The sequence below is a fragment of the Actinoplanes sp. ATCC 53533 genome, assembly GCF_003947245.1.
Map to the genome: position 1 here is coordinate 1 of NZ_QHHV01000030.1, position 26,815 is coordinate 26,815.

31 protein-coding genes, 1 pseudogene and 1 riboswitch are annotated in these 26,815 nt (G+C 70.7%); of the genes and pseudogenes, 25 read left to right on the forward strand and 7 right to left on the reverse strand.

Annotated features, from left to right (window positions below; genetic code table 11):
• The 13 genes from secY to truA form a co-directional block, all read left to right on the forward strand.
• Positions 1–934 (forward strand): preprotein translocase subunit SecY (gene secY, locus DMB66_RS11795; RefSeq protein WP_125804097.1); only part of this gene is annotated, 934 nt, incomplete at its 5' end.
• Positions 935–999: 65 nt separating this feature from the next.
• Complete coding sequence (locus DMB66_RS11800; protein ID WP_125804098.1) at positions 1,000–1,653, forward strand: adenylate kinase; 654 nt, start codon at positions 1,000–1,002, stop codon at positions 1,651–1,653.
• Between the two features lie 4 nt (positions 1,654–1,657).
• Positions 1,658–2,512 carry a type I methionyl aminopeptidase gene (map, locus tag DMB66_RS11805; RefSeq protein ID WP_125804099.1) on the forward strand — a complete coding sequence of 285 codons (855 nt, stop codon included), beginning with the start codon at positions 1,658–1,660 and terminating at the stop codon, positions 2,510–2,512.
• Between the two features lie 31 nt (positions 2,513–2,543).
• The gene (locus DMB66_RS11810; RefSeq protein WP_233624490.1) at positions 2,544–2,990 is read left to right on the forward strand and encodes a DUF1707 domain-containing protein; all 447 of its coding nucleotides are present in this window, start codon (positions 2,544–2,546) and stop codon (positions 2,988–2,990) included.
• Positions 2,991–3,041: 51 nt separating this feature from the next.
• Positions 3,042–3,608: a DUF1707 domain-containing protein gene (locus tag DMB66_RS11815; RefSeq protein WP_125804150.1), complete on the forward strand. Its 567-nt coding sequence runs from the start codon at positions 3,042–3,044 to the stop codon at positions 3,606–3,608.
• Between the two features lie 205 nt (positions 3,609–3,813).
• Positions 3,814–4,035, forward strand: a complete 222-nt coding sequence (infA, locus tag DMB66_RS11820; protein ID WP_007073013.1) for a translation initiation factor IF-1 — start codon at positions 3,814–3,816, stop codon at positions 4,033–4,035.
• 52 nt (positions 4,036–4,087) lie between these two features.
• Positions 4,088–4,204 (forward strand): 50S ribosomal protein L36, encoded by a 117-nt coding sequence (gene rpmJ, locus DMB66_RS11825; protein WP_015619018.1) that lies wholly within the window; start codon positions 4,088–4,090, stop codon positions 4,202–4,204.
• A gap of 185 nt (positions 4,205–4,389) precedes the next feature.
• A complete protein-coding gene (gene rpsM, locus DMB66_RS11830) occupies positions 4,390–4,770 on the forward strand; it encodes a 30S ribosomal protein S13 (protein ID WP_023358218.1) in 381 nt (126 codons plus the stop codon).
• A 17-nt stretch (positions 4,771–4,787) separates the two neighbouring features.
• Positions 4,788–5,195, forward strand: coding sequence for a 30S ribosomal protein S11 (rpsK, locus tag DMB66_RS11835; RefSeq protein WP_015619020.1), 408 nt, complete (start codon positions 4,788–4,790; stop codon positions 5,193–5,195).
• 15 nt (positions 5,196–5,210) lie between these two features.
• A complete protein-coding gene (gene rpsD, locus DMB66_RS11840; protein WP_125804100.1) occupies positions 5,211–5,837 on the forward strand; it encodes a 30S ribosomal protein S4 in 627 nt (208 codons plus the stop codon).
• 85 nt (positions 5,838–5,922) lie between these two features.
• Complete coding sequence (locus DMB66_RS11845) at positions 5,923–6,945, forward strand: DNA-directed RNA polymerase subunit alpha (RefSeq protein ID WP_023358222.1); 1,023 nt, start codon at positions 5,923–5,925, stop codon at positions 6,943–6,945.
• Positions 6,946–7,010: 65 nt separating this feature from the next.
• Positions 7,011–7,556, forward strand: coding sequence for a 50S ribosomal protein L17 (rplQ, locus tag DMB66_RS11850; RefSeq protein WP_125804101.1), 546 nt, complete (start codon positions 7,011–7,013; stop codon positions 7,554–7,556).
• 102 nt (positions 7,557–7,658) lie between these two features.
• Positions 7,659–8,474 carry a tRNA pseudouridine(38-40) synthase TruA gene (gene truA / locus DMB66_RS11855; RefSeq protein ID WP_125804102.1) on the forward strand — a complete coding sequence of 272 codons (816 nt, stop codon included), beginning with the start codon at positions 7,659–7,661 and terminating at the stop codon, positions 8,472–8,474.
• 135 nt (positions 8,475–8,609) lie between these two features.
• On the opposite strand, the gene DMB66_RS11860 is transcribed toward truA, so the two are convergent.
• Positions 8,610–9,320: a hypothetical protein gene (locus tag DMB66_RS11860; protein ID WP_125804103.1), complete on the reverse strand. Its 711-nt coding sequence runs from the start codon at positions 9,318–9,320 to the stop codon at positions 8,610–8,612.
• Positions 9,321–9,350: 30 nt separating this feature from the next.
• Between DMB66_RS11860 and DMB66_RS11865 the strand changes: the two genes are divergently transcribed.
• The 10 genes and pseudogenes from DMB66_RS11865 (at position 9,351) to thiC (ending at position 18,383) form a co-directional block, all read left to right on the forward strand.
• The gene (locus tag DMB66_RS11865) at positions 9,351–9,713 is read left to right on the forward strand and encodes a hypothetical protein (RefSeq protein ID WP_125804104.1); all 363 of its coding nucleotides are present in this window, start codon (positions 9,351–9,353) and stop codon (positions 9,711–9,713) included.
• A 256-nt stretch (positions 9,714–9,969) separates the two neighbouring features.
• On the forward strand, positions 9,970–10,584 hold the full coding sequence (locus DMB66_RS11870; RefSeq protein ID WP_125804105.1) for a class I SAM-dependent methyltransferase: 615 nt from the start codon (positions 9,970–9,972) through the stop codon (positions 10,582–10,584).
• Positions 10,585–10,615: 31 nt separating this feature from the next.
• The gene (locus DMB66_RS11875) at positions 10,616–12,271 is read left to right on the forward strand and encodes an ABC-F family ATP-binding cassette domain-containing protein (RefSeq protein WP_125804106.1); all 1,656 of its coding nucleotides are present in this window, start codon (positions 10,616–10,618) and stop codon (positions 12,269–12,271) included.
• Between the two features lie 134 nt (positions 12,272–12,405).
• A riboswitch (TPP riboswitch) is annotated at positions 12,406–12,517 on the forward strand.
• Positions 12,518–12,531: 14 nt separating this feature from the next.
• Positions 12,532–13,155 (forward strand): thiamine phosphate synthase, encoded by a 624-nt coding sequence (gene thiE / locus DMB66_RS11880; RefSeq protein ID WP_370318361.1) that lies wholly within the window; start codon positions 12,532–12,534, stop codon positions 13,153–13,155.
• Positions 13,152–14,285, forward strand: a complete 1,134-nt coding sequence (gene thiO, locus DMB66_RS11885) for a glycine oxidase ThiO (protein ID WP_125804108.1) — start codon at positions 13,152–13,154, stop codon at positions 14,283–14,285. The genes thiE and thiO overlap by 4 nt, the downstream gene beginning before the upstream one ends.
• Complete coding sequence (gene thiS / locus DMB66_RS11890; RefSeq protein ID WP_125804109.1) at positions 14,282–14,479, forward strand: sulfur carrier protein ThiS; 198 nt, start codon at positions 14,282–14,284, stop codon at positions 14,477–14,479. Before thiO ends, thiS begins: the two co-directional genes overlap by 4 nt.
• Before the next feature lies 1 nt (position 14,480).
• The gene (locus DMB66_RS11895; protein ID WP_125804110.1) at positions 14,481–15,221 is read left to right on the forward strand and encodes a thiazole synthase; all 741 of its coding nucleotides are present in this window, start codon (positions 14,481–14,483) and stop codon (positions 15,219–15,221) included.
• Positions 15,215–15,793: pseudogene (locus DMB66_RS11900) on the forward strand (thiamine phosphate synthase); the annotation flags it as partial. The gene DMB66_RS11895 and the pseudogene DMB66_RS11900, both read left to right, overlap by 7 nt.
• 173 nt (positions 15,794–15,966) lie before the next feature.
• A complete protein-coding gene (gene thiD / locus DMB66_RS11905) occupies positions 15,967–16,734 on the forward strand; it encodes a bifunctional hydroxymethylpyrimidine kinase/phosphomethylpyrimidine kinase (RefSeq protein ID WP_125804112.1) in 768 nt (255 codons plus the stop codon).
• 71 nt (positions 16,735–16,805) lie between these two features.
• Positions 16,806–18,383 carry a phosphomethylpyrimidine synthase ThiC gene (gene thiC / locus DMB66_RS11910; protein ID WP_125804113.1) on the forward strand — a complete coding sequence of 526 codons (1,578 nt, stop codon included), beginning with the start codon at positions 16,806–16,808 and terminating at the stop codon, positions 18,381–18,383.
• A gap of 14 nt (positions 18,384–18,397) precedes the next feature.
• Here thiC and DMB66_RS11915 read toward each other — a convergent pair whose 3' ends face one another.
• The 5 genes from DMB66_RS11915 to DMB66_RS11935 all read right to left on the reverse strand — a co-directional run bounded on the left by DMB66_RS11915 (position 18,398) and on the right by DMB66_RS11935 (position 23,024).
• Complete coding sequence (locus tag DMB66_RS11915; protein WP_125804114.1) at positions 18,398–18,838, reverse strand: ribonuclease domain-containing protein; 441 nt, start codon at positions 18,836–18,838, stop codon at positions 18,398–18,400.
• Between the two features lie 225 nt (positions 18,839–19,063).
• Positions 19,064–20,950, reverse strand: coding sequence for a hypothetical protein (locus DMB66_RS11920; RefSeq protein WP_125804115.1), 1,887 nt, complete (start codon positions 20,948–20,950; stop codon positions 19,064–19,066).
• Between the two features lie 74 nt (positions 20,951–21,024).
• Positions 21,025–21,339, reverse strand: a complete 315-nt coding sequence (locus DMB66_RS11925) for a cupin (protein WP_125804116.1) — start codon at positions 21,337–21,339, stop codon at positions 21,025–21,027.
• Positions 21,336–22,265, reverse strand: coding sequence for an LLM class F420-dependent oxidoreductase (locus DMB66_RS11930; protein WP_125804117.1), 930 nt, complete (start codon positions 22,263–22,265; stop codon positions 21,336–21,338). The genes DMB66_RS11925 and DMB66_RS11930 overlap by 4 nt, the downstream gene beginning before the upstream one ends.
• 9 nt (positions 22,266–22,274) lie before the next feature.
• Entirely contained in the window at positions 22,275–23,024 is a 750-nt protein-coding gene (locus DMB66_RS11935; RefSeq protein ID WP_125804118.1) for an ABC transporter ATP-binding protein, read from the reverse strand.
• A 231-nt stretch (positions 23,025–23,255) separates the two neighbouring features.
• On the opposite strand from DMB66_RS11935, the gene DMB66_RS11940 reads away from it, so the two are divergent.
• Complete coding sequence (locus DMB66_RS11940) at positions 23,256–24,290, forward strand: ABC transporter substrate-binding protein (protein WP_233624492.1); 1,035 nt, start codon at positions 23,256–23,258, stop codon at positions 24,288–24,290.
• Between the two features lie 70 nt (positions 24,291–24,360).
• A complete protein-coding gene (locus DMB66_RS11945) occupies positions 24,361–25,185 on the forward strand; it encodes an ABC transporter permease (RefSeq protein WP_125804120.1) in 825 nt (274 codons plus the stop codon).
• Between the two features lie 121 nt (positions 25,186–25,306).
• Here DMB66_RS11945 and DMB66_RS11950 read toward each other — a convergent pair whose 3' ends face one another.
• Entirely contained in the window at positions 25,307–26,455 is a 1,149-nt protein-coding gene (locus tag DMB66_RS11950; protein ID WP_125804121.1) for an ABC transporter substrate-binding protein, read from the reverse strand.
• Positions 26,456–26,815: the final 360 nt, after the last annotated feature.

The window sequence follows — 26,815 nt, forward strand, 5'->3', positions numbered from 1 at the left end:
GGCCCGCTCCGGCCAGCTCTTCGCCAACGCGTGCCCGCAGGACCAGTCGAACTTCCAGATCGTGCCGGAGAACACCGGCGTCCCGATGTGGCTGACCCTGGTCATGCTGGTCATCACGATGACGGCCGGCACCGGCGTGGTCATGTGGCTCGGCGAGCTCATCACCGACCGCGGCGTCGGCAACGGCATGTCCGTCCTGATCTTCGCGTCGATCGCCGCCCGCCTTCCCGGCGAGGGCTGGACGATCAAGGAGAGCAGCGGCGTCGCCAAGTTCCTGCTGGTGATCGCCCTCGTGCTGATCGTCATCTGCGCCGTCGTCTTCATCGAGCAGGCCCAGCGCCGCATCCCGGTGCAGTACGCGAAGCGCATGATCGGCCGGCGCATGTACGGCGGCACCTCGACGTACATCCCGCTGAAGGTCAACCAGGCCGGTGTCGTGCCGGTGATCTTCGGGTCCTCGCTGCTCTACCTGCCGCAGCTGTACCTGCAGTTCTTCGACCAGAACAACCTCAAGGGCTATCAGCAGTGGATCCAGAACAACCTGGCTGACCCGAGCCACTGGATCTACATCACCACGTACTTCCTGCTGATCATCTTCTTCACGTACTTCTACGTCTCGATCACGTTCAACCCGACCGAGGTCGCGGAGAACATGAAGAAGTACGGTGGTTTCGTCCCGGGCATCCGGCCCGGCAAGCCGACCGCCGACTACCTGGACTTCATCCTCAGCCGGATCACCCTGCCGGGTGCGCTCTACCTCGGTCTGATCTCGGTCCTGCCGAACTTCTTCTTCATCTGGCTGAACAGCGCGCAGTACCAGAACTTCCCGTTCGGCGGTACGGCGGTGCTGATCATGGTGGGCGTGGGTCTGGAAACGGTCAAGCAGATCGAGAGCCAGCTGATGCAGCGCAACTACGAAGGGTTCCTCCGGTAGTGGCGACGCGGAGCCGGGGGGCTCGCGCGTCGAGGATCTCAACTCACCTAAGCGAGGCGATGTAGGTGCGGCTGGTACTGGTGGGCCCCCCGGGGGCCGGCAAGGGGACCCAGGCTGAGTTCATTGCCGCCCATCTCGCCGTACCGAAGATCTCGACCGGTGACATCTTCCGGGCCAACGTCTCGCAGGGGACACCGCTCGGCGTCGAGGCGAAGCGCTACATGGACGCGGGCAATCTCGTCCCCGACGAGGTGACCATCAACATGGTCCGCGACCGGCTCGCCGAGCCCGACGCCGGCGACGGCTTCCTGCTGGACGGTTTCCCGAGAACCGTCCCGCAGGCGTCGGCGCTCGACAAGCTGCTGGCCGACCTCGGCATCGCGCTCGATCTGGTGATGGAACTGGTCGTCGACGACGACGAAGTGATCCGGCGGCTCTCGGGCCGCCGGACCTGTCGTGGTTGCGGCAAGATCTGGCACGTCGAGTTCGATCCGACCAGCAAGGAGAACATCTGCGACAGGTGTGGCTCCGAGCTGTTCCAGCGCGACGACGACAAGGCCGAGACGATCGCCAACCGGCTGGTCGAATACGCCGACAAGACCGCGCCGCTGGTGGACTTCTACGGGGCCCAGGGCAAGCTGGTGGGCATAGACGCGACCGGACCGGTCGAGGACGTCACGGTGCGCGCCATCGACGCCCTGCGGTCGTACGGGGGATAGCGCGATGCGTCGTCAACAGCTGGACATTCAGCTGAAGACCCCGGAGCAGATCGAGCTGATGCGCGGCGCCGGCCTGGTCGTCTTCGCGGCCCTCGAGGCGATGCGGGACGCGGTCGCCCCGGGCGTCTCCACGGCCGACCTCGACGCGATCGCGGAGAAGGTCATCCGCGAGGCCGGCGCGGTCCCGTCCTTCAAGGGCTATCACGGCTTCCCCGCCTCGATCTGCGCCTCGGTCAACGAGCAGGTCGTGCACGGCATCCCGGCGGCCGAGCAGGTGCTCAAGGAGGGCGACCTGCTCTCGCTCGACTGCGGCGCGATCCTGAACGGCTGGCACGGCGACTCCGCGATCACCGTCGGGGTGGGCGAGACCGACCCGGCGCTGCTCACCATGGCCCAGGTGGCGGAGGATTCCATGTGGGCCGGCATCGCCGCCGCGGCCCGCGGCGCCGCCAACGGCCGGGGCCGGCTGACCGACATCTCGTTCAACGTCGAGAAGACCGTTCGCAAGGCCGGCCGCTACGGCATCGTGGACGGCTACGGCGGCCACGGCATCGGCACCGAGATGCACCAGGATCCGCACGTGCTCAACCACGGCAAGCCCGGCAAGGGCCCGCGCCTGGTGCCCGGCCTGTGCCTGGCGATCGAGCCGATGATCACCATGGGTTCGCCCCGCACCGTGGAGTTGGACGACGGCTGGACCGTTGTCACCCGCGACGGCTCGATGGCCGCGCATGTGGAGCACACGATGGCCCTGCTCGACGACGGTGTGTGGGTCACCACCGCGCCGGACGGCGGCCGGGCCCGCCTGGGCGACCTCGTCACCTCGCGCCAGCCCGCGGTTGGCTCCCTCCCGGAGTAAAGGGAGTGAAACGGCGAGCCACGCTGGTGGCATGCTGGTTCGTATGGGGCGTGAAGAGATGCGGGCCGGCGACGGTGACCGCCAGGTGATCGCGGACAGGCTGAAGGCGGCGCTGGACGAGGGCCGGCTGGATCTGCACGAATACGACGAGCGGCTGCAGCAGACGTACACCGCGAAGACGTTCGGCGATCTCGACACCCTGGTGACCGACCTGCCCGGCCCGATACCGGCCCAGCAGTCCCGGGTGGAGCCCTATCAGGCGCCCGCTGCGCCGCGACCGGCGCCCGAGGTAGGGGAAGTGCGCAAGCCGGGCGGTTCGCCGTTCCTGGCCCCGTACGGCGGCGTGGTGCTCGTCTGCGTCGTGATCTGGGGTCTGTCCTGCCTGGGCTCCGGCGAGTTCCTCTACCCCTGGCCGCTCTGGATGCTCATCCCGCTGATCTTCGGGGTCATCGGCCGGTCGTCCCGCCGGAATCGCTGACGCTGATCCTGGCCCGCTGCTGGCATGCTGGAGGGTATGGGCCGGGACGAGATGAGGGCGGCCGACGCCGATCGGCAGGCCGTCGCGGATGAGCTGAAGGCGGCGCTGGACGAGGGCCGGCTGGATCTGCACGAATACGACGAGCGGCTGCAGCAGGCGTACGCCGCCAAGACCTACGGTGACCTGCATCCCTTGCTCAGCGACCTGCCGTCGGCCGCGCTGCCGGTGCCGGCTCAGCGCCGCCCGTCCGATGCCCTCGCCACTCCGCTGGTGGACGCCTCCAACGCCGAGCTGGCCCGCCGCTGGGTGGGTGAGGTCTGGTCGAGCTGGGTCGCGGTCGCGGGGATCACCACGATGATCTGGCTCATCTCCAGCGTCGCCTCCGCCGACCTGCTCAACTTCTGGCCGATCTGGGTGGCCGGTCCGTGGGGCGCCGTCCTGGTCTTCGTCACCATCGCCGGCCTGGCCAACGGCGAGCCGCGCAAGCAGGCCGAGAAGCGGGCTCGCAAGGAGCAGGCGAAGCGGTTGAAGCGGGAACGCAAGGCGCTGGAGGCCGAGGCCATCGCCCGGGGCGAAATCGCGCAACCCGCCCCGAACAAGGACAAAAACCGGGGATGACACACCCGACCCCGGGTTACGGGTACCTCGGTTTGGTGTCGATGCTCGGCGCGCGTACACTGGCTAGCTGGCGCGCAGCGTCCACTCTTCCATGTCCACCAGCGCTTCGGTGGTGGAGGAGCCGCGGCTGGTTCCGGCTCGATCCCTCGACCCGGAATGAACGTTGTGTGCCTGCCCCAGAACCCGATGTCAGGTAGCGGAGGACATGCCAAAGAAAGACGGAGCCATCGAGATCGAAGGCCGAGTGATCGAGCCTCTGCCGAACGCCATGTTCCGTGTGGAGCTTGCTAATGGTCACAAGGTACTGGCTCATATCAGCGGCAAGATGCGGCAGCACTACATCCGCATCCTCCCGGAGGACAGGGTCGTCGTCGAGCTTTCGCCGTACGACCTGACCCGCGGGCGAATCGTCTACCGCTACAAGTAAGGGTCGCGGGGGCTACGCCTAGTCCCGTCTGACAGAGAGTCAAGGCACAACCGTGAAGGTCAAGCCGAGCGTCAAGCGGATCTGCAACAACTGCCGGGTCATCCGGCGGCACGGCCGCGTCATGGTCATCTGCAAGACCGACGCGCGTCACAAGCAGCGCCAGGGCTGAGTCAGCTCCGGCTGATTCGGTAAGCGCACTGCCAGATCCGTACCACCGAACAAGCTCGTCCCAGCCGCGGATTCGTCTCACGATGAAGCGCGGTGTCACCCCCGGTCGGAGGCCGGGGCCCGCCCGGGCAGGCGGGATGGGTCGGGCACAGACCTCCGTGAGACACCTGAGGAGTACGCCCACTTATGGCTCGACTCGTCGGCGTCGATCTTCCCCGCGAAAAGCGGATGGAGATCGCGCTCACCTACATCTTCGGGGTCGGTCGGACCCGCGCCGTTGAGGCGCTCACCTCGACCGGCATTGACCTGAACAAGCGCGCCAAGGACCTCACAGACGAGGAGCTGGTCCAGCTCCGCGACTACATCGAGGGCAATTTCAAGGTTGAAGGCGACCTGCGCCGCGAGGTCGCCGCCGACATCCGCCGCAAGGTCGAGATCGGCTGCTACGCCGGCATCCGCCACCGCCGGGGTCTCCCCGTCCGCGGACAGCGGACGCGGACCAACGCTCGTACCCGCAAGGGTCCGAAGCGCACGGTCGCTGGCAAGAAGAAGCCCGGTCGGAAGTAATAGGAGCGCACTGACTTATGCCACCGAAGGCACGCGCCGGAGCACCTGTCAAGAAGGTCCGTCGCAAGGAACGCAAGAACGTCGCCCACGGGCAGGCGCACATCAAGAGCACCTTCAACAACACCATCGTGTCGATCACCGACCCGACCGGTGCTGTGATCTCCTGGGCCTCGTCCGGCCAGGTGGGCTTCAAGGGCTCCCGCAAGTCGACTCCGTTCGCCGCGCAGCTGGCCGCCGAGGCCGCCGCTCGTCGGGCCATGGAGCACGGCATGCGCAAGGTCGACGTGTTCGTCAAGGGCCCCGGCTCCGGCCGGGAGACCGCCATCCGTTCGCTGCAGGCCGCGGGCCTCGAGGTCGGTCAGATCTCCGACGTCACGCCGCAGCCGCACAACGGTTGCCGTCCGCCTAAGCGTCGCCGGGTCTAAGGGAGAGATCGAAGCATGGCTCGTTACACAGGGGCGGACTGCAAGCGCTGCCGCCGCGAGAAGATGAAGCTGTTCCTCAAGGGCAGCAAGTGCGATGGGCCCAAGTGCCCGTTCGAGTCGCGTCCCTTCCCGCCCGGCCAGCACGGCCGCGGTCGGACCAAGGAGACCGAATACCTGCTCCAGCACCGCGAGAAGCAGAAGGCCCGCCGCACCTATGGCGTGCTCGAGAAGCAGTTCCGCGGTTACTACGAGGAGGCTGTCACCAAGCCCGGCAAGACCGGTGAGGTGCTGCTGCAGATCCTCGAGTCCCGTCTCGACAACGTCGTCTACCGGGCCGGCTTCGCCGCGTCCCGCGACATGGCCCGTCAGCTGGTCAAGCACGGCCACCTGCTGGTCAACGGTGTCAAGGTCGACATCCCGTCGTACCGGGTGAAGGACCACGACATCGTGCAGGTCCGGGAGAAGTCCCGCGAGATGACGCCGTTCGTCGTCGCGCAGGCCCAGTCGGGCTCGCGCGGTGTGCCGGCGTGGCTGGAGCCCATCCCGAGCGAGATGAAGATCCTGATCCACTCGCTCCCGGCGCGTCAGGTCATCGACACGCAGGTCCAGGAGCAGCTGATCGTCGAGCTCTACTCCAAGTAGCGCTACGGGGTGCCGGCCCACCCGGGCCGGCACCCTATTCAGACGGGCGTCATATAGCGGATGCCCTGACAGAGAGAAGAACCACGTGCTTATCAGCCAGCGCCCGAGCCTCTCGGAAGAGTCGCTCAGCGAGACCCGCTCCCGGTTCACCATCGAGCCCCTGGAGCCGGGCTTCGGCTACACCCTCGGCAACTCACTGCGGCGGACCCTGCTGTCGTCCATCCCGGGCGCGGCGGTCACCAGCATCAAGATCGACGGCGTCCTGCACGAGTTCACCACGATCCCCGGTGTCAAGGAGGACGTGGTCGAGCTGGTCATGAACGTCAAGGAGCTGACCGTGAGCTCCGAGCACGACGAGCCCGTCAGCATGTACCTGCGCAAGCAGGGCCCGGGCGACGTCACCGCGGGTGACATCCAGCCCCCGGCCGGCGTCTCCGTGCACAACCCCGACCTGAAGCTGGCCACGCTCAACAGCAAGGGCCGGCTCGACATGGAGCTCACCGTCGAGCGGGGTCGTGGCTACGTCACGGCCGCGCAGAACAAGAGCGCCGGCGCCGAGATCGGCCGCATCCCGGTCGACTCGATCTACTCGCCGGTCATGAAGGTGACCTACCGCGTCGAGGCGACCCGCGTCGAGCAGCGCACCGACTTCGACCGGCTGATCATCGACGTCGAGTCCAAGGCGTCGATCTCGCCCCGCACCGCGCTGGCCTCGGCCGGCTCGACCCTGGTCGAGCTGTTCGGTCTCTGCCGCGAGCTGGACGAGACCGCCGAGGGCATCGACATCGGCCCGTCCCCGCAGGACGCGCAGCTGGCCGCCGATCTGGCCCTGCCGATCGAGGAGCTGGACCTCACCGTCCGGTCGTACAACTGCCTCAAGCGCGAGGGCATCAACACCGTCGGTGAACTCATCGGGCGGACGGAGGCCGACCTTCTGGATATAAGGAATTTCGGTCAGAAGTCCATCGACGAGGTCAAGATGAAGCTCGCCGGAATGGGCCTGGGCCTCAAGGACAGCGCGCCGTCCTTCGACCCGGCGCACGTGGTCGACTCGTTCGGCGACGTGGACTACGACACCGACGACTACCGCGAGACCGAGCAGCTCTAATCCCGGCTGCCGCGTGAGCGAGGCGGCTGCGCCGCCCTGCAGGAATTTCAACGAGGAGCAAGAAGATGCCCACGCCCACCAAGGGTCCCCGCCTCGGCGGCAGCCCGGCGCACGAGAAGCTGCTGCTGGCCAACCTGGCCACGGAGCTCTTCCGGCACGGGAAGATCAAGACCACCGAGACCAAGGCGAAGCGCCTGCGCCCCTTGGCGGAGCAGCTCATCACCAAGGCCAAGCGCGGTGACCTGCACTCCCGCCGCCGGGTCCTGGGCGTCGTCAAGGACAAGGACGTCGTCTACTCGCTGTTCGAGCAGATCGCGCCGCGGTACACCAACCGCCCGGGTGGCTACACCCGGATCACCAAGGTCGGCATCCGCAAGGGTGACGCCGCTCCGATGGCCGTCATCGAGCTGGTCGAGGAGCTGCAGATCGCGGCCACCACGGCGCCGGCCAACAAGGCGGCCCGCAAGGCCGCCGCGCAGCAGGACAAGGTCGAGGCCCTGACCCGCGAGGACGAGGCGACTGCGTCTTCGCCCGTTGACCAGGACGCTGAGCCGCCGGTGAGCGCTTCCGGCGACAAGGTCGAAGGCGAAGACACCGACGCCAAGGCCTGATTTTTCGCAAGGTTTGTTGGGCCCGGCACCCTTTGGGGGTGCCGGGCCTTCCTTTTCCTGTACGGCTTCCTCGTCCACGATCCAGCGGAGGACCGCCCGCACATGACCGACACGACGCGCCTCCGCCTGGACGTCTCCTACGACGGCCGGGAGTTCTCCGGCTGGGCGGTGCAGCCCTCCCGCCGCACGGTCGCCGGGGTGCTTCTCGAGGCGCTGGAGAGGCTCGTCGGAGCTGATCAGGACCTGGGCCTGACCGTGGCCGGCCGCACCGACGCGGGGGTGCACGCGACCGGGCAGGTGTGCCACATCGACCTGCCCACCGCCGCCTGGGAATCGCTGTCGGAGTCGCTGGTGCGCCGCCTGGCCGGCCTCATGCCGCCGGACGCCCGGGTACGGTCCGCCGTGCCGGTGCCGTCCACATTCGACGCCCGGTTCTCCGCCACCTTCCGGCGCTACGAATACCGGGTGGCCGACACGGTCGTCGGCCCGGAACCGCTGCGGCGGTACGACACCATCGGCTGGCTGCGGCCGCTCGACCTGGGCCGGCTGCGCGAGGCCGCCGCCGGGCTGGTCGGGCTGCACGACTTCGCGGCGTTCTGCAAGCGCAAGGAGCACGCCACCACCGTGCGGGCCATCACCCGGCTGGACTGGCGCCGGGAGCCGGACGGGGTAGCCGTCGCGACGGTGCAGGCCGACGCGTTCTGCCAGGCGATGGTGCGCAGCCTGGTCGGCGCGATGCTGACGGTCGGCGACGGCCGCCGCGACCCGGACTGGCCGGCCAAGCTGCTCACCCTGCGGGAGCGATCCAGCGAGGTCATGGTCGCGCCCGCGCACGGACTCACCCTGATCGCGGTCGGCTACCCCGCCGAGGCCGAATACGCCGACCGAGCCGACGCCACCCGCCGGCTCCGCACCTGACACCCGCCTGCTCGCGGCCGGCCCACTGCTCCAGCTCGCGGGGCCGTTCGAGTGTTTGTCAGTGCGATCCGAGGCTGTCGCCGAGGGATCGAACCCCCTCGAATGGCAGTCGATCGAGATCGGACCGGCCCGGGGCTATGGGGCCAGCGTCCGCTGCCCGACAACCCGCTCGCCGAGGTATTCCTCGACCAGTTCGGCGGTGATCCGCGCGGCGTACGGGTCGTCGTCGGTGACGAGTTGCCCGTCGGGTCGGGCGACGACGCAGTACAGCAGGAAGTGACCGCGGCTGCGCCAACCTACCTGGGCCATCGGCTCGGTGAACGGGTCACCGGCCGACCCGCCCAGCGTGGTGAAGGTGCCCCGGCCGTTCTCGACCAGGATGCCCGCGAGCTCGCTGACCTGGCCGGCGCCGGTCTCGTCGGCGAGATTGAAGACGCCGGTGGTGACCTGGTAGCCGCCGTAGGGGGCGGTCAGCCGGGCCCGGACCACCTGGTCGCAGCCGTGGTCCTCCAGGAGCGCGCCGAGTTCGCCGATCGTGGCGATCCGGCACTCGCTGTCGCTGTGCGTCATGGTCACCTGATAGGCCGCCGTGTCCGCCGTGGGCTGAACCGTCGGCTTGGGAAACACCTCGCGCTGGGTCAGCGGCTCGGCGTCGATCTCGCGGGAGGCGATGCCCGGCTCGGCGCCGGGCGGGGCGGCGGATTCGCGCCCGTCCCCGCGGCGCTCCTCGGCGACGACGAAGAACGCGCTCAACCCGACGATCGCCATGACGATCAACGCGCCGAGACCACGCATCAACGACTGCGGAGCCTGCTGCGGCGCCCGCCGCCATTGCGGGCCGGGCACCGCGGGCCACCGCCCGGCGCGAGGCTGCCGGTGCTGCGGGGCGCCCGGCCGATCCGGTACGGCGAGATCCCACACCGGCCGACTCGCAGCCCGAAACCGAGCAGCCCGAGACTGCCCGGCCTGGACCTGCCCGGCCTGGACCTGCCCGGCCTGGACCTGCCCGGCCTGGACCTGCCCGGCCTGGACCTGCCCGGTGTGCGCGGCTTGGGCGTGCCCGGCCCGGGCGTGCCCGGTCCGGAGGTGCCCGGCCTGTCCGGCCCGGAGGTGCCCGGCTTGAACCTGCCCGGCCCGGAGGTGCCCGGCTTGAACCTGCCCGGCTTGGAGGTGCGCGGCCTGGACGTGCGCGGCCTGGGCGGGTCCGGTTCGGATCTGGGTGGCCTGGAGCTTGGCTGACTGGCGGGCGACGGCCTGCCGGATGATCGCTCGGCGGGCGCGGGCCTGGCCGGCCTGGGCCTGGCGGACCAGCGCCTGCGGGTTCAGCAACGCGAGTCCGCCTGCCGGGCTCGCGCGGTGGGCGGAGCGGGGGTGTGCGTCGCCAGGCATGCAGGTCACGGTAGGAGGGCACCGTGATCGATGGACGCACAGGCTGTGCGGCACCCTCGGCTGGCCTGGCGTCGTTGTACTCCCGACGTTGGGGGAGGATGGGCGCGTGACCGCCGACCATTATTTCAGCGCCGAGCCCGCTGCTCCTGAGAAGCGGAGCCGCATCCAGTTCACCGCCGCTGGGCGCGCCTATGACCTGGCCGTCGCGGGTGGGGTGTTCTCCGCCGGGCGGCTCGATCCCGGGACGGCCGTACTGCTGCGCAAGGGTGACCTGCCCACCGCCGCGACCACCGGCACCCTGCTCGATCTCGGCTGTGGCTACGGCCCGATCGCGTGTGTGCTCGCGAGCGAGGCGCCGGCCGCCACCGTGCACGCGATCGACGTCAATGCCCGTGCCCGGGCCCTGACAGCCGAGAACGCGGCGGCTCTCGGGCTCGCCGACCGGGTGCTCGTCGCGGCCCCGGACGAGGTGCCCGCCGACGTCACTTTTGCCCAGATCTGGAGTAATCCGCCCACCCACGTCGGCAAGGCCGAGCTGCACGCCTTGCTGGAGCGGTGGCTGCCCCGGCTGGCGCCCGATGGTGTCGGCTGGCTGGTGATCAACCGGAACCTGGGTGGTGATTCGCTGCACACCTGGCTCACGTCAATGGGCTGGGATGTGGCGCGAACGGCCAGCCAGCGGGGGTTCCGGGTGCTGCGGGTGACCGGGAAAACCAACTGACCCACGACAGCTTGTCGGGGAGGATGCTCGCGTGGGCTATGTAGACGTGTCCGGAGTTGGATTTGTGCTGCCGGACGGCCGGGAGCTCTTCTCCGACGTGTCCTTCCGGGTCGGCGAGGGTGCGAAGGTGGCGCTGGTCGGGCCGAACGGGGCCGGCAAGACCACGCTGCTGCGGTTGATCGCCGGGGACACGCCCACGCCGATCGGCAGCGTCGCGCGCACCGGCGGGCTCGGCGTGATGCGCCAGTTCATCGGCATGATCGGCGATGACCGTACCCTCGACGACCTGGCGCTGTCGCTGGTCGCGCCGCCGCTGCGGGCCGCGGGTGCGCTGCTGGCCGCGGCCCAGTCCGCGCTGGAGGGCGAGCCGGACGCCGAGAAGGCCCAGATCGCCTACGCCAACGCCATCGCCGGCTGGGGCGAGGCGGGCGGCTATGACGCCGAGGTGCTCTTCGATGTCGTGGCCGTCGCTATCCTCGGCAAGCCGTGGGAGGAGGTCCGGCATCGTCCGGTGCGGACGCTCTCCGGCGGTCAGCAGAAGCGGTTCGCGCTCGATCTGCTGCTGCGTGGCGGCGACGAGGTGCTGCTGCTCGACGAGCCGGACAACTTCCTCGACGTGCCCGGCAAGCGCTGGCTGGAGGAGCGGCTGCGCGAGTCGCCGAAGTCGGTGCTCTACGTCTCGCACGACCGGGAGTTGCTGGCCCGGACGGCGAGCAGGGTCGTGGCCGTCGAGGGCGGCGGAGCCTGGACGCATCCGGGCGGCTTCGCGTCCTGGCACGAGGCCCGGTCCGATCGCCACGAACGGCTGCTGGAGCTGCGCCGGCGCTGGGACGAGGAGCACGAGAAGCTGCGCGAGCTGGTCCTCACGCTGCGGACCAAGTCGGCGTTCAACGACGGGCTGGCGTCGCGGTATCAGGCGGCGCAGACGCGGCTGCGCAAGTTCGAGGAGGCCGGGCCGCCGCCGTTGCCGCCCAAGGAGCAGTCGCTGCGGATGAACCTGCGCGGCGGCCGGACGGGCAAGCGGGCGGTGATGTGCACCGGGCTCGAACTGGAGAATCTGACATTCCCGTTCGACCTGGAGATCTGGTACGGCGACCGGGTCGCGGTGCTGGGCGCCAACGGCACGGGCAAGTCCCACTTCCTGCGGCTGCTCGCGGCCGGTGGCACCGCGCCCGACGTGGACAACAAGCCGGTCGATGGCGCGCCGCTGGCCCACGTCGCGCACAACGGCGTCGCCCGGCTCGGCGCCCGGGTCCGGCCGGGTCACTTCTCCCAGACGCACGACCGGCCGGAGCTGCTGAAACGTACCCTGGTGGAAATCCTCTGGCGGGGTGACGACCACCGGTCCGGGATGGACCGCGCGGGCGCGATGAAGGCCCTGAACCGCTACGAGCTCGCCGCCCAGGGAGATCAGATCTTCGGCACGCTGTCCGGCGGGCAGCAGGCGCGTTTCCTGGTGCTGCTGCTGGAGCTCTCCGGTGCGACGGTGCTGCTGCTCGACGAGCCGACGGACAACCTGGACCTGGCGTCGGCCGAGGCGCTGGAGGAGGGGCTGCAGGCGTTCGAGGGCACGGTGATCGCGGTGACCCACGACCGCTGGTTCACCCGGGGCTTCGACCGCTTCGTCCTCTTCCAGAGCGACGGCGAGGTCGTGGAGACCCCCGAGCCGGTCTGGGACGTGCGCTGATCTCCTCGCCCGTCTTCGCCTGGGAGCCGGCGCCCGTTCCCGCAGCGTGCGGGCGCTGCGCGACCGTGTGACCACCCACAGTGGAGGAAGGCGGGGGTTTACGGGCGGCGGGAGGCGGGTTACCGTCTGCTCGGAAACAACCCCACGGGAGTCCGGTGCACCGGGCTGAGAGGGGGGCTGTCGCGGCCCCCGACCGTCGAACCTGATCCGGATCATGCCGGCGCAGGGAGGAGCGCGTTGTGGGCCCTGCTTTTCCGCACCTGCACGTCATCACGGATGCCCGGCCCGGCCGGCAGCCGCTGCTGGTGGTGGCGGCCGCGATCGCCGCCGCCCAGCGGTTGGGCGGCTGCGACCGGCTGGCGGTCCAGGTCCGCGTCGAGGACGACGTCAGCGACCGCGACGCCTACGAACTGGCCGACGCCGTCCTGGAGCTGTGCCGCCCGTACAGGGTGTTGTGCCTGGTCAATGACCGGCTGCACGTGGCGCTCGCGGTCGGCGCGGACGGCGGGCACGTGGGCGCCGCCGACCTGCCGGTCGCGGTGGCCCGCAAGGTCCTCGGTCCGGTGAGCGTGCTGGGCGCCACCTGCCGGGACGTCGCCGCGGCGCGGGCGGCGCGCCGCGCCGGAGCCTCCTATCTCGGAGTCGGGCCGGCGTTCGCGACCACCACGAAGACCGGACTGCCGGGCCCGCTCGGGCCCGACGCGGTGGGCGTGGTCGCGGCTGCCGTGCCGGACACACCCATCGTCGCCATCGGGGGAGTGACCGCCGGCAACGCGCGGTCGCTGATCGGCGCCGGTGCCGCCGCGGTCGCGGTGGTCGGCGCCGTCGCGGCCGCGGCGGATCCGGGCCGGGCCACCGAGGACCTGTTACGGGCGCTGGGATGACGGCGACCGAGGTCATGGTCGTCGGCGGCGGCATCATCGGGCTCTCGATCGCCTGGCGGTGTCGGCAGCGCGGATTGACGGTGACCGTCCACGACCGCGGTGGCGACGACGGTGCCTGGTACGCGGCCGCGGGCATGCTCGCCCCGGCCGGCGAGGCGGGATTCGGTCAGCGGGCGCTGACCGGGCTCATGGTCGACTCCGCGGCGCGGTGGCCGGGGTTCGCCGCCGAGCTGGAGCGGGAGAGCGGGATCGATGTCGGCTACGACGAGGTGGGCACGTTGAGCGTCGCGCTCACCGCCGACGACTTGGCCGAGGCGCGCCGGCTCTGGGAATACCGGCGCGAGCACGGGCTCGGGGTGAATTCGCTGCTGCCCAGCGTTCTCCGCGAGCTGGAGCCGGCGTTGTCACCCCGGCTGCGCGGCGGCGCGCACGCCCCGGACGACCGTCAGGTCGACCCGCGCCGGGTCGTCGCCGCCCTGCGCGCGACCCTGGGCCCGGCGATCGTGCCTGACCTGATCGAGCCCGAGCCCGGGTTCGTCCAGCCCAACCAGCACCCGACGTCAGGCGAAGCGGTCGAAGCCGGCCCGGCCGCCAGGCTGGATGGGGCTGAGCAGAGCGCGGCGCGAGCGGATCGGGCCGTCGTGATCGCGGCGGGTGCCGGGACCGCCGCGCTGACCGGGTTGCCGGTGCGGCCGGTCAAGGGTCTCGTGCTGCGGCTGCGCGGCGAGCCCGGCCTGCTCCGGCACGTGATCAGCGGCTGGGCCGACGGGCGGCACGTCTATCTCGTGCCCCGCGCCGACGGCGAGGTGGTCGTCGGCGCGACCCAGGAGGAACGGGCCGACGCCACGGTCACCGCCGGGCAGGTGCTCGAGCTGCTGCGCGCGGCCACCGACCTGGTGCCTGAGCTGGGTGAATGCGACCTGGTCGAGACCCTCGTGCGGCACCGGCCGGCCACCCCCGACAACGCGCCGCTGCTCGGCGCGCACACCGGTGGCGTGATCGTCGCCGCCGGGCACCACCGCAACGGGGTGCTGCTCGCCCCCGTCACCGCCGATCTGATCGCCGAACTGGTGGCGACCGGGAAGTCGGCGCCACTGCTGGACGCGTTCGCACCGGGGAGGTTCGGATGAAGGTCATCGTCAACGGCGCCGCGCGGGACGTCGATGTGGTCAGCGTCGAGGCGCTGGTCGAACAGCTGACCACCGCCCGGCGTGGCGTCGCGGTCGCCGTCAACGGCGAGGTGGTGCCGCGCTCCTCGTGGCCCGCCGCGCGGTTGCGCGACGGCGACCGGGTCGAGGTGCTCACCGCGGCGCAGGGGGGCTGACATGTTCGGCGAGTCCCGGCTGATCCTGGGCACCGGCGGTGCGGAGAGCCTCGCCGCACTGGAGGCGGCCGTCGTCGCCTCGGGCACCGAGCTGGTCACGGTCGCGTTGCGCCGGGTCGACGCCGCGGGGCCCGGCCTGCTGCCGATGCTCGACCGGCTCGGCATGCGCATCCTGCCGAACACCGCGGGGTGTTACACCGCCGCCGACGCGGTGAAGGCCGCCCATCTCGCCCGCGACGCGTTCGAGACGGACCTGGTGAAGCTCGAGGTCATCGGGGACGATCGGACCCTGCTGCCGGACGGCGTCGAGCTGCTGCGGGCGGCCGAGACGCTGGTCGCGGACGGGTTCCAGGTGCTGCCCTACACCAGCGACGATCCGATCCTCGCGCGCCGGCTGGCCGACGCCGGGTGCGCGGCGGTGATGCCCGCCGGCGCCCCGATCGGGTCGGGCCTGGGGATCTCCAATCCCCATCACATCCGGCTCATCCGCGACAGCGTGGACGTGCCGGTGATCCTCGACGCGGGGATCGGCACCGCCTCGGACGCCGCGCTGGCGATGGAGCTGGGCTGCGACGCGGTGCTGATCGCCAGCGCCGTCACCCGCGCCGTCGACCCGGCGCGGATGGCCGCGGCGATGCGGCACGCCGTCGTGGCGGGCCGGCTGGCCTTCGGTGCCGGGCGGATCCCGAAGCGGTATCACGCCCTGGCATCCACATCGGACGAGGGGCAGCCGGCATGGTGATCCCGTCCGGCGTGGTCGTGCTCACCGACCGCCGGCTCGCGGCGCGGCCGCTCCCCGAGGTCGTCGCGGCGGCGATCCGCGGCGGCGCCGCCTGGGTCGTGCTGCGTGAAAGAGATCTGGGGTACGGCGAGAGGCGCGCCCTCGCCGAGAGCCTGCGTGCGGTGGTTCCGGTGGGGCGCCTCGTGATCGCGGGCCCGGACCCGCTCGGTGGCGACGCCGTGCACCTCTCGGCCGCCGACCCGGTGCCCGCTGGCGTCGGCTTGATCGGCCGCTCGTGCCACGGAGTGCCACGATTGTCCACCGAGGACTACGTGACGCTGTCGCCGGTCTACCCCACGCCGACCAAGCCCGGCTATGGTCCGGCGCTCGGACCGTCGAGGGCGGCTGCCCTGGCCGGTGCGGTGCCCTGGCTGGCACTGGGTGGCGTGCACTCGCCGGAGCGGGCCGCCGCCTGCGCGGCGGCCGGGGCGGCCGGGATCGCCATCCTGGGTGCGGTGATGCGGGCGGACGATCCAGAAGCGGTGACCCGAGCCCTGGCCGACGCATTCGCCGCCGCAGCGGCGGGGATGCGGGCGGGTGGCCCAGCGGCGGTGATCCGGTCTGAAGCGGGCGTCGAGGTGGGGGTGCGGGCGGGTGGCCCAGGAGCGGTGATCCGGTCTGAAGCGGGCGTCGGGGCAGGGGTGCGGGCGGGTGGTTCGGGAGCGGTGATCCGGTCTGAGACGGGCGCCGAGCCGGGGGTGTGGGCATGACGCCGGTCGTGGTGCTGACCATCGCCGGCTCCGACAGTGGGGGCGGGGCCGGGATTCAGGCCGATCTCAAGACCTTTGCCGCGCTCGGTGCCTACGGCGTGTCGGTGCTCACCGCCGTCACCGCCCAGAACACCCGCGGCGTGCGGGCGATCCACCCGGTGCCGGTGGACGTGGTGGCGGCCCAGCTGGACGCGGTGTTGGCGGACCTGGCCCCGGCCGCCGTGAAGGTCGGCATGATCGGGGATCCGGCGGTGGCCGAGCTGATCGCTTCCCGGGTCGGTGAGCTGCCGAACCTGGTGGTCGATCCGGTGCTCGTGGCCACCAGCGGCAGCCGGCTGTCGGACCTCGGCGCGGTCACGCCGCTGCTGCCGTACCGCTGCGTTTTGACGCCGAACCGGCAGGAAGCCGGCGCCTTGCTCGGTCGCCGGGTGACGACGGCGGCGGAGGCGGCCGACGCGGCCGCGGCGCTGGCGGCGCGGGGGCCGGGCACGGTCGTGGTCACCGGCAGCGAGTCGGCGGTGGACGTGCTGCACGCGGACGGCGTCACCACGGTGCTCGACGGCGATCCGGTGCCGAGCGGCAACAACCACGGATCGGGCTGCACCTTCTCGTCCGCGATCGCGGTGCGGCTGGCCCTGGGCGATCCGCTGCCGGTCGCGGTGCGCGCCGCGAAGGACTACGTCGGGCGGGCGCTCGCCGGCTCCCGCGACTGGAAGCTCGGCTCGGGCCCGGGCCCGCTGGACCACTTCGGCTTCGCTACCTGACCGGCTCTACCGGCGTTCGGCGGCGCCTCGCTGCCGTGTGCCGTCCTTTTTGAACTAGTTTAGGAGGAACCGTGAGGCGCAAGGTGTACGTCGAGGGCTCGCGTTCGGACCTGCGGGTGCCGTTCGCCGAGATCGAACTGACCGGGGACAACCCGCCGGTCCGGCTCTACGACACGTCGGGTCCCGGCAGCGACCCGGAGGTGGGCCTGCCGCCGCTGCGCGGTCCGTGGATCGCCGAGCGCGGCGACGTGGCGCCGGTGGCCGGCGCGGGTACGCCGCTGGCCGGCACCCGGCCCACCCAGCTCGCCTACGCCCGGGCCGGGATCGTCACGCCGGAGATGGAGTTCGTCGCGATCCGGGAGAACGTCGAGGCCGAGGTGGTCCGGGAGGAGATCGCGGCCGGGCGCGCGGTGCTGCCGGCCAACATCAACCATCCGGAGATCGAACCGATGATCATCGGGTCGCGCTTCCTGGTGAAGATCAACGCGAACATCGGCACGTCCGCGGTGACGTCGTCGGTGGCCGAGGAGGTGGAGAAGCTGACCTGGGCCACCCGCTGGGGCGCCGACACCGTGATGGACCTGTCCACCGGCAAGCGCATCCACGAGACCCGCGAGGCGATCGTGCGCAACTCGGCGGTGCCGATCGGCACGGTGCCGATCTACCAGGCGCTGGAGAAGGTCGACGGCGACCCGGTGAAGCTCTCCTGGGAGGTGTTCCGGGAGACCGTGATCGAGCAGGCCGAGCAGGGCGTCGACTACATGACCGTGCACGCCGGGGTGCTGCTGCCGTACGTGCCGCTGGCGGTGGACCGGGTCACCGGCATCGTGTCGCGCGGCGGCTCGATCATGGCGGCCTGGTGCCTCGCGCACCACACCGAGAACTTCCTCTACACCAACTTCGCCGAGCTCTGCGAGCTTCTCGCGCGCTACGACGTCACCTTCTCGCTCGGTGACGGGCTGCGGCCGGGGTCCATCGCGGACGCCAACGACGCGGCGCAGTTCGCCGAGCTGCGCACCCTGGGGGAGCTGACGCACATCGCCTGGGAGCACGGCGTGCAGGTGATGATCGAAGGGCCGGGCCACGTGCCGATGCACAAGATCAAGGAGAATGTCGACCTGCAGCAGGAGCTGTGTGGCGGGGCGCCGTTCTACACCCTCGGTCCACTCACGACGGACATCGCGCCCGCGTACGACCACATCACGTCGGCCATCGGCGCGGCGATGATCGGCATGTTCGGCACCGCGATGCTCTGCTACGTCACGCCCAAGGAGCACCTGGGACTGCCTGACCGGGACGACGTGAAGGCCGGGGTGATCGCGTACAAGATCGCGGCGCACGCCGCCGACCTGGCCAAGGGTCACCCGGGCGCGCAGGACTGGGACGACGCGCTGAGTAAGGCCCGCTTCGAGTTCCGCTGGGAGGACCAGTTCAACCTGGCGCTGGACCCGGAGACCGCGCGGGCCTATCACGACGCGACCCTGCCGGCCGCGCCCGCGAAGACGGCACATTTCTGCTCGATGTGCGGGCCGAAGTTCTGCTCGATGAAGATCAGTCAGGAGCTCAAGGAATATGCGGCGCAGGGGATGAAGGACAAGAGCGAGGAGTTTCTTTCCGCCGGCGGAAAGGTCTACTTGCCTATCGTCTAATGAGAGGGCTCGGCTCAGAGCTTGTAAAAGTTGACGTAGTGGTCGGGGGTGAACCAGGTCTCACGGGTGGACCGGTTCACCACGATCCGGTACGCGTCCCGCGCGGCACCGTTGGCCCGGGGGTAGACGTCGTACTCGTTGTAGTTGGCGTTCGCGGGCAGCTGGCCCTCGCGGTTCTGGAACGTGCCACCGGTGAAGTTGTACCGGCCGTAGGGCCAGCTGTACCAGCCCCGGCTGGTCGGCCAGCCGAGCGAGCTCCAGCCGGTGCGGGCGGTCCGGGCCGCCGAGCAGCGCGACAGAGTGCAGGTGGGGTAGACCGCGGCCGCGGCGGCGGCGGTCGTTGTCGGCGCCACTACGGCGGGGGCGACGAGGCTGCCGCCGGTCAGCGCGAAGACGATCGCGACGGCCGATAGCAGGCGTCGCAAGCGGGACGGGCGGGGTGCGTCAGTAGGCATGGCGACTCCGTTGCGTCGGGGCCCGTGCTGTCGGGCCGTGCCCACATCCTGCGACCCCGGGCCGCCGGGCGGTACATCCCCGACAACTCATTCCATTGACGTTCGCCTATGCGTTGGCCGCGCTTCGGCTCGGCGTCGTGAACGAAGGCGACAAACCGCCCACCGTCCACCCGTGGTGGATCCGGTGCCGGCTGGTCTGCCGGCGACGTGGCCGGCGTTCGCGGGCTATTTGCCCAGGCCGCTGACCCAGTCCACGTAGTCCTCGTCCTTGCCACCCTTGGGCTTGCGCTTGCCGTCCGGGGTCTCGCCCACCGGGTTCGGCGCCGCGTCAGCGCGCGGTGCGGGGGTCACCGCCAGCGGCGGCGTGACCGGATCGGGGTGTGGCAGCGGCGCGCTGATCGCGGTCGGCTCCGGCGTCAGCGGCTCCGTGACCTTGCCCCGGCTGAACGGGCGCAGGCTGCGGCCCAACCGGCCGCCGGTGCCGCGGGGCTGCCCGGGCTCCGGGGCCGAGGTGCCGACACCGGGCGGCAGCGGGCGGGTCGCGGGCTCCGGAACGTAGGGCGCGGAGGCGTACGGGGAGGGCTCGGTCCGGCCGCCCGGGTAGTGCGGGTCCGCGGCCGGGGACCAGGGGGCGCCGCCGCCGGAGCGGGACGCCTCGCCCGGGTTGCCCCTGGCGAAGGCGTCATACGGAGCCGGCTCGCCGCTCCTGGGCCGGCCTGGTGGGAATTCGTCGGTACTGTCCGCATGCCGGGGCCCTGGGAGATCACCACCGGGCCGGGTCGCCGGGAACTCGGCGGTGCTGTCGTCCGGCTGGGTGGTCGGGAACTCGCCGGTGCGGCCGATGAAGGCGTCCGCGACGCTCGACCGGCGGCCGCGGCGGCGCGGCTTCTCGGGCTTGGCCGCGACCGGGGGTGGCCCGCCGAGGCCCGCACCGGGCCCGGCCGGGCCCGACAGCGCTGCGCCTGGCCCGTCGCCGCGACCGTGACCATCCGCGCGACCGGCCCGGCCGGACGCCGGGTAGCCCGGCTTCGGGGTATCCACGGAACGGTTTCGCTGCGGTAGGTCGAAGTCATCGGTGTCGACCGGGCGCGGCTGATCACCGGCGCCGATCGAGCCGCCGCCGCCTGGACCGCCGCCTGTCCCGGAGGTCGATGGGCCGGCCGTGGCCGCGAGCGCCGACTCCGGATGGTCGGCGCGCTGCGGCAGCGTCGGCTTCTCCGGCCCGGCGTCCTCCCGGTCGTCCTCGTCGTCGGGCCCCGGGCCGCGGCGCAGCACCGCCGCCAGCACCGACCCGAGCACCCCGGCACCCGTGGCAGTCATCGCCGCCCAGTACGGCACCACCTGATAGCGGTCGTCGCCGGCGCCGGGACCGGCGATCAGGTACGCGATCGTCAGCAGCGCGGGCCCGGGCAGGCCGGCCAGCGCGACCGTCAGGATCGGCAGCTCACGCCGCCGCGCGGCCCAGCCCAGCAGCGCGCCGATCACCAGCGCCAGCGCGGGCATCGTGGCCAGCGCGGTTCGCTGCGTCACTGCGGGTGACAGGAAGCCCGCGTCGAAGACGCCCAGCCGGATCGCCGGCAGCGGGTCGCTGGGCGCCAGCGACGGCGCGACCGACACCAGCGCGATCACCCACACCGCCGCGCCCATCGTGGCGAGACTCCACCGGGCGATCGCCTGGGCCAGCGCGGCCCACGCGGCGAACACGCCGACCAGCGCGCCCAGGCCGGCGCAGATCGCGATCACGACCACCTCGTTCACGCCCGCCACCTGGGCCGTGCGGGCCGGCTGCATGGTCAGCGGCACCACGAGCCCGGCACCGACCGCGGCCGAGAAGGCCAGCGCCAGCTCGGTGCCGACGCCGGGCACCGGCGAGCCCGGCGCCCAGCGCCGCAGCAGAGTGGCTCCGGCCAGGGCGCCCGTCACGCACGCCAGCATCGGGATCCAGGCCACCCAGGCGAGCTGGGCGGTCCACTGATCACGCGTGGTCACGTCCAGCACACGGGTGAGCCGCACGATGCCGAGGCCGTACGCCAGGCCGAGCTGGCTCGCGCCGGCCAGCGCGCCCACGCCGAGGGTGGCCGCCAACAGCTTGGCCCAGGTCCGAAATGCCATGCCGCGCAGGTTACGGAATGCTTCGTGGCGCTGCCAGTCCGGAGCCCGCTTCTTAAGGCAGGCCAAAATTCCGCTTAAGCGGGATCGAAGCCGGTCTTCAACTCAATGATTCGACCGATATACACAGTGTCACCGGCGTTGGTCAGCATGTGGGTCTGACCCGGCTCCCGGTAGACGATGCCGCCGGTCTCCTCCGTCACGTCGATGCGCTCGCCCGACGCGGTGTGGATCACGTTCTTGGCGCCCTGCACCGCGACCACCACGTAGGCCAGCCCGTGGTGGTGCAGCGGCTGCGTCTCGCCCGGCGCCAGGGTGATGTGCCACACCCGGACCCGGTCGTTCTCGAGCATGATCTCCTGGCCGACCGCGCCCAGCACCTGCTCCGTCATTCTTCTCCCACCTGAGGCAGGACCTGGGACGCGATGAGTTCCACGTGGTCCAGGTCGGACATGTCGATCACTCGTAGATGTATCCGGGTGGCGCCGATCGCCGCGAACTCGCCGATGCGCTGGACCAGGGCATTCGGCGAGCCGACCACCGGGTCCTCCGGCGGCAGCGCGCTGGGCACGTGCAGGGGCGCGGCCCGGCGCTGGGCTTCGGCGTCGGTGCGGCCCAGGGCCACCACGATCCCCGCTGACAGCGTGACGCTGCGCCCGTACCGTTTGCTCGCGGCCCGGACCCGGTCGAAGGCCGCCGCCGTCTCCGCGACTGTCTTGAACGGCATGTTGAATTCGTCCGCGAAGCGGCCGGCCAGCTCCGGGGTGCGTTTCGCGCCGCGGCCGCCGACGATGATCGGCGGACCGGGCCGCTGCACCGGCTTGGGCAGTGCCGGGGCCTCCAACAGCTGGTAGTGCTTGCCGTCGTAACTGAACGTGGCGCCGTCGGGCGTCGACCACAGCCCGGTGATGATCGCGAGCTGCTCGGCCAGCCGGTCGAAGCGCTCGCCCAGCGGCGGGAACGGGATGCCGTAGGAGGTGTGCTCGCGTTCGAGCCAGCCGGCGCCCAGGCCCAGCTCGACCCGGCCGCCGCTCATCGCGTCCACCTGGGCCACCATGATCGCCAGTGGGCCGGGCAGCCGGAACGTCGCCGAGCTGACCAGCGTGCCGATCCGCAGCCGGGAGGTCTCGCGGGCCAGGCCGGCCAGCGTGAGCCAGGCGTCGGTCGGGCCGGGCAGGCCGGGGTCGGCGCCCATCGACTGGTAGTGATCGGCGCGCAGGAAGCCCTCGAAGCCGCCGTCCTCGGCGTGCCGGGCCAGCCGGAGCTGGTCGTCGTAGGTCGCGCCGCGATGCGGCTCGGTGAACAGGCTGACACGCATCGTCGGTCCCTAGGCCATCAGGAGTTCGTGCAGCTCGGCGCTGCACCGGGCGACGTCTTCGAGGTGGGCGCCCCGGCCCAGGGTGCGTGGCCGGGGGATCTTGATCTCGAGGATCTCGCGGATCCGGCCCGGGCGCGGGCTCAGCACGACCACCCGGTCGGCGAGCAGCACCGCCTCGTCGATCGAGTGGGTGACGAAGACGATCGTGGTGCCGAGATCCATGTGCACGCGCTGCAGCTCACCGGAGAGCTCCTCGCGGGTCAGCGCGTCCAGCGCGGAGAACGGCTCGTCCATGAGCATGACCCGTGGGTTGGCGATCAGCGACCGGCACAGCGCCACCCGCTGCTGCATGCCGCCGGAGAGCTCGTGCGGCAGCCGCTTGGCGAAGCCGGTCAGCCCGGTCATGGCCAGCAACTCCTCGGCGCGGTCGCGGTGGGCCGCCTTCCGGCCGCCGAAGATCTGCACCGGGAGCAGCACGTTGTCCAGTACGGAGCGCCAGGGCAAAAGGGCAGGCTTTTGGAACATCATCGCGATGTCGCGGCGCGGCTTGGTCACCCGTTCGCCTGACACCCGCACCTCGCCGGCGGTGACCGGCAGCAGGCCGGAGATCAATCGCAGCAGTGTGGACTTTCCGCAGCCCGAGCGGCCGAGCACGGCGACGAACTCGCCGTCGCCAACCGTCAGATCGATGCCACGCAGGGCCTCCACGGCGCCGGATCGGCCCGCGAAGGTTCGGGAGACGCCGGTGAGTCGGATCATCTGCGGGCGCTCCCGATAGCGTCGGATCGATGCGCTGACACTGTAGTCACCTCATCGTGCATCGTCATGATCACCCCGTCCACAAGGGCCCTTCGAGACATACCTGTCATCTTTCTCCGGCGCGGGTTCCCCTACGCTAACGCCCGAGTTTCGCGCACACCTCCACGCGGCGCCGGTGCACCCTCCGCCCGACGCCGACTGCTCTACACCCCTCGGTTGGGAAGGAACACGGTGCACAGAAGAACGTTCACCCGCACGCTCGTGGCCGCCGCGCTGGCCACGACCCTCGCCGCCGCAGCCGGTTGCAGCGACGACGGCGATGACACCAGCGCGTCCGGCGGCACGCAGACGCTGGAAAAGATCACCTACCTGACGTCGTTCGGCTCGTTCGGCCGCGACTCGTACGCATTTGTGGCCAAGGAAAAGGGCTACTTCCGCGACGCCGGCTTCGATGTCGACATCAAGATCGGCGCCGGCAGCGGCGCCGGCATCAAGCAGATCGTCGCCGGCACCGCCCAGTTCACGCCGATCGACCTCACCGGCGGCCTGCTCGCCATGGGTGGCAAGGACAAGGTCACCGGCTTCACCGCGGTCGGCGCCGTGCAGCAGCGCACCATGGCCGCGATCATGTCGCTCGAGGGCTACGGCATCACCTCGCCGAAGAGCCTCGAGGGTAAGACGCTGGCCGACGCACCCGGCTCCGTCGTGAGAACGCTGTTCCCCACGTACGCGAAGCTGGCCAACGTGGACTTCAACAAGGTCAAGTTCGTGAACGGCGACCCGCAGACGCTGTTCGGCACGCTGGCCGGGCACAAGGTGGACGGCATCGGCCAGTTCGTGGTCGGCAAGCCCACCATCGAGGGCATCGCCAAGAAGACGGCCGTGCTGCTGCCCTACAGCGACTACCTGCAGGATCTCTACGGCAACGTGCTGATCACCTCGACCAAGTACGCCCAGGAGAACCCGGAGAAGGTGAAGAAGTTCACCGCGGCCCTGCTCAAGGGCCTCGAGGACTCGATCACCAACCCCGACGAGGCCGGCAAGCTGCTGCAGAAGAACGTGCCGACCGCCAACCCCAAGTCGGCCGCGGCGGAGTTGACGCTGATGGCGCCGTTCGTCCGGTCCGAGGCCTCCGGCGTGCCGGTGGGCGCGCTGGACAGCCAGCGGGTCGCGCGCAGCATCGCCATCCTGCAGGGCTCCGGGCAGATCGGGGCCGGGCTCACGCCCGAGCAGATCATCAACTTCTCGTTGGTGCCGAACGCCTGATCCGGCATTGACACGGGGCCTGCCGGAGCCGGCGGGCCCCGTGTGCCGACCAGTGGAAGCGACAAGACTGATGACTGACCTGGCGACTGCGCCCGCCCCGGTGCCGGCCGACCCGGCCGGGTCCACGAGCCGCCGTACCCTCGCCGCCGTGGCCTGGCCGCTCCTCGGCCTCGCCATCGCGATCGGCCTCTGGTGGGCCGGCACGGCCCTCTTCTCGATCAACACGGTCGTGCTGCCCTCACCGCCCGCGGTGATCAGCGGCTTCAACCGTTACCGCGAGTTCCTTCTCGAAGAGTCCTGGCACACCGCCGCGGCGACGGTGCAGGGCTTCCTGCTCTCGGTGGGCGTCGGTGTGCTACTCGGGATCGCCATCGCCGCGTGGCGGCCGTTCGAGCGGATGTTCGCGCCGCTGCTGGTCGCGTTCAACGCGGTGCCCAAGGTGGCGCTCGCGCCGCTGGTGCTGATCTGGTTCGGCTACGGGCGCACGCCGATCCTGGCGATGGCGTTCATGGTCTGCTTCTTCCCGATCGTGCTGTCCACCGCGACCGGCCTGACCAGCACCCCGGCCGACCTCGCCGAGTTGGTCCGGTCGATGGACGCGTCCCGGCTGCAGACCTTCGTCCGGGTGCGGCTGCCCGCCGCACTGCCGCAGATCTTCGTCGGGCTCAAGGTGGCGATGCCGCTCGCGGTCATCGGCGTGGTGGTCGGCGAGATGCAGTACGGCGAGAACGGCCTCGGCACCATCATCGTGCAGACCAGTGGCCAGGGTGACACCTCGACGGCGTTCGCCGCGATCACCCTGCTGGCGCTGATCAGCATCGTCCTTTACTACGTGCTGGTCCTGGTGGAACGCCTGGCCCTGCCCTGGGTGCGGGCCACGACGTCGCAGCGCTGAGCTGACCGCACAAAGAAGCCGGCAGACTCGGGGATGAGTCGGCCGGCTGCTGTGCGCTTGTGGATCAGGTGAGCGTTTGTGGATCAGGTGAGCGTTTGTGGATCAGGTGTGCGCTTGTGGATCAGGTGAGCAGGCGCCAGCGGCCCTTGCGCGCCACCAGCAGGGTCAGCGCCTGCGGCATCAGCCCGGAGTGGTTGTCGGGGGTCAACCGGATCGGGCCGGACAGCCCGTCGGTCTGCGAGGTCTCGAGCACGTCGCGGATCCGCTGGCGGTTGCCGCCGACCTTGCCCACCGCGTCGGCGATCAGTTCCACCGCGTCGGCCGCGAACGAGGCGATGCCCGAGTAGCTGCCGTACCGCGAGGTGTAGTCCCGGAACCACTGCTTGCGGGCGGCCTTCGCCGGCGTCGTGGCGATCACGTCGTCGATCGCCAGGATCTGGGTGAACACCATGGTGGCCTGGTCGGTGGCGGTCGCCGCGGCCTGCGGCACGAAGAGGTCACCGGCCGCGGCGGCGTCGAAGTAGACACCGCCGTTGAAGTCGGCCGCGTCGGCGCTGGTGGCCGCGAGCGTCGCCTGGTCCGTGCCGGTCAGCACCACGAGGGCGTCCGGCTTGGCGTCGGTCAGCGTGCCGACGGTCTGGCTGATCTCGGTGGCGGTGGGCTTGACGGAGCGGCTGGCGACGGCGATCTTCACGGTCTTGAGCTGTGCTTCCAGCTTCTTCTGCGCGCCGCGGCCGTACAGGTCGTCGGAGTAGAGCACCGCGGCGGACTTGGCCTTCCTGCGGATCAACTCCGCCACGATGGCCGCCGTGCTGTCGGTGGAGTTCGGGCCGAGCTTGAAGACGTACCGCCGGCTCTCCACCGGGGTGGTCACCTCGTCGGCCGCGGCCAGCGCGATCGTCGGGATCCGCTCGTCGTTGATGGTCTTGGCCGCGTCGACCACGCATTTGTCGCAGGCGCCGGTGATCACCGCGGCGACCGTCGGGTCCTTGGCGAAGGCGGTGATGTTGCGCAGCGACGCGGTGGGATCCGACCGGTTGTCCTGGACCCGCAGGACCAGCTTGCGGGAGCCGAGCACGCCGGAGGCGTTGACCTGCTCGACCTTGAGCTGCAGCCCGCGTGCGTACGCGAAGTCGGACGCGGCCAGGTCGGCGCCGATCACGATCTGCGTGGTGTCGCCGGCCTCGGTGTCAGAGTCGCAGCCCGTCAATGCGGTGACGACGAGCGTCGATGCAGCCACGGACGCCGTCAGACGGCGGGGGAGCCTCACTGCGGGTGCCTCCTATGGGGCGGAACCCGGGATGAAACCATCCCGGTGAACGCTAGATTGTCCGGTGTGGACCGCGCGAACACGGACAGCCCGTCCGTCCGATCGCGCCAAACCTTGCCAACGTGAAGGTCCCTGGTCAAGCTGCGCCGCAAACGGTCAACGGGATGACTTTCCCACATAGTGGTTGGAATCTTGATGGATCAGCGTCACTGCACGCACACGGACAGTCGTGACGGTCACATTCGTGCACTTCAACCCCTACGCAGTGTTGATTGTCGAGCCGAACGGTTGATTGTCAGCGCGCCGTGAACGCTGTTTCCGGAACGCTTCAGGCTTCCCAAACCATCGCCGGTTCTGATG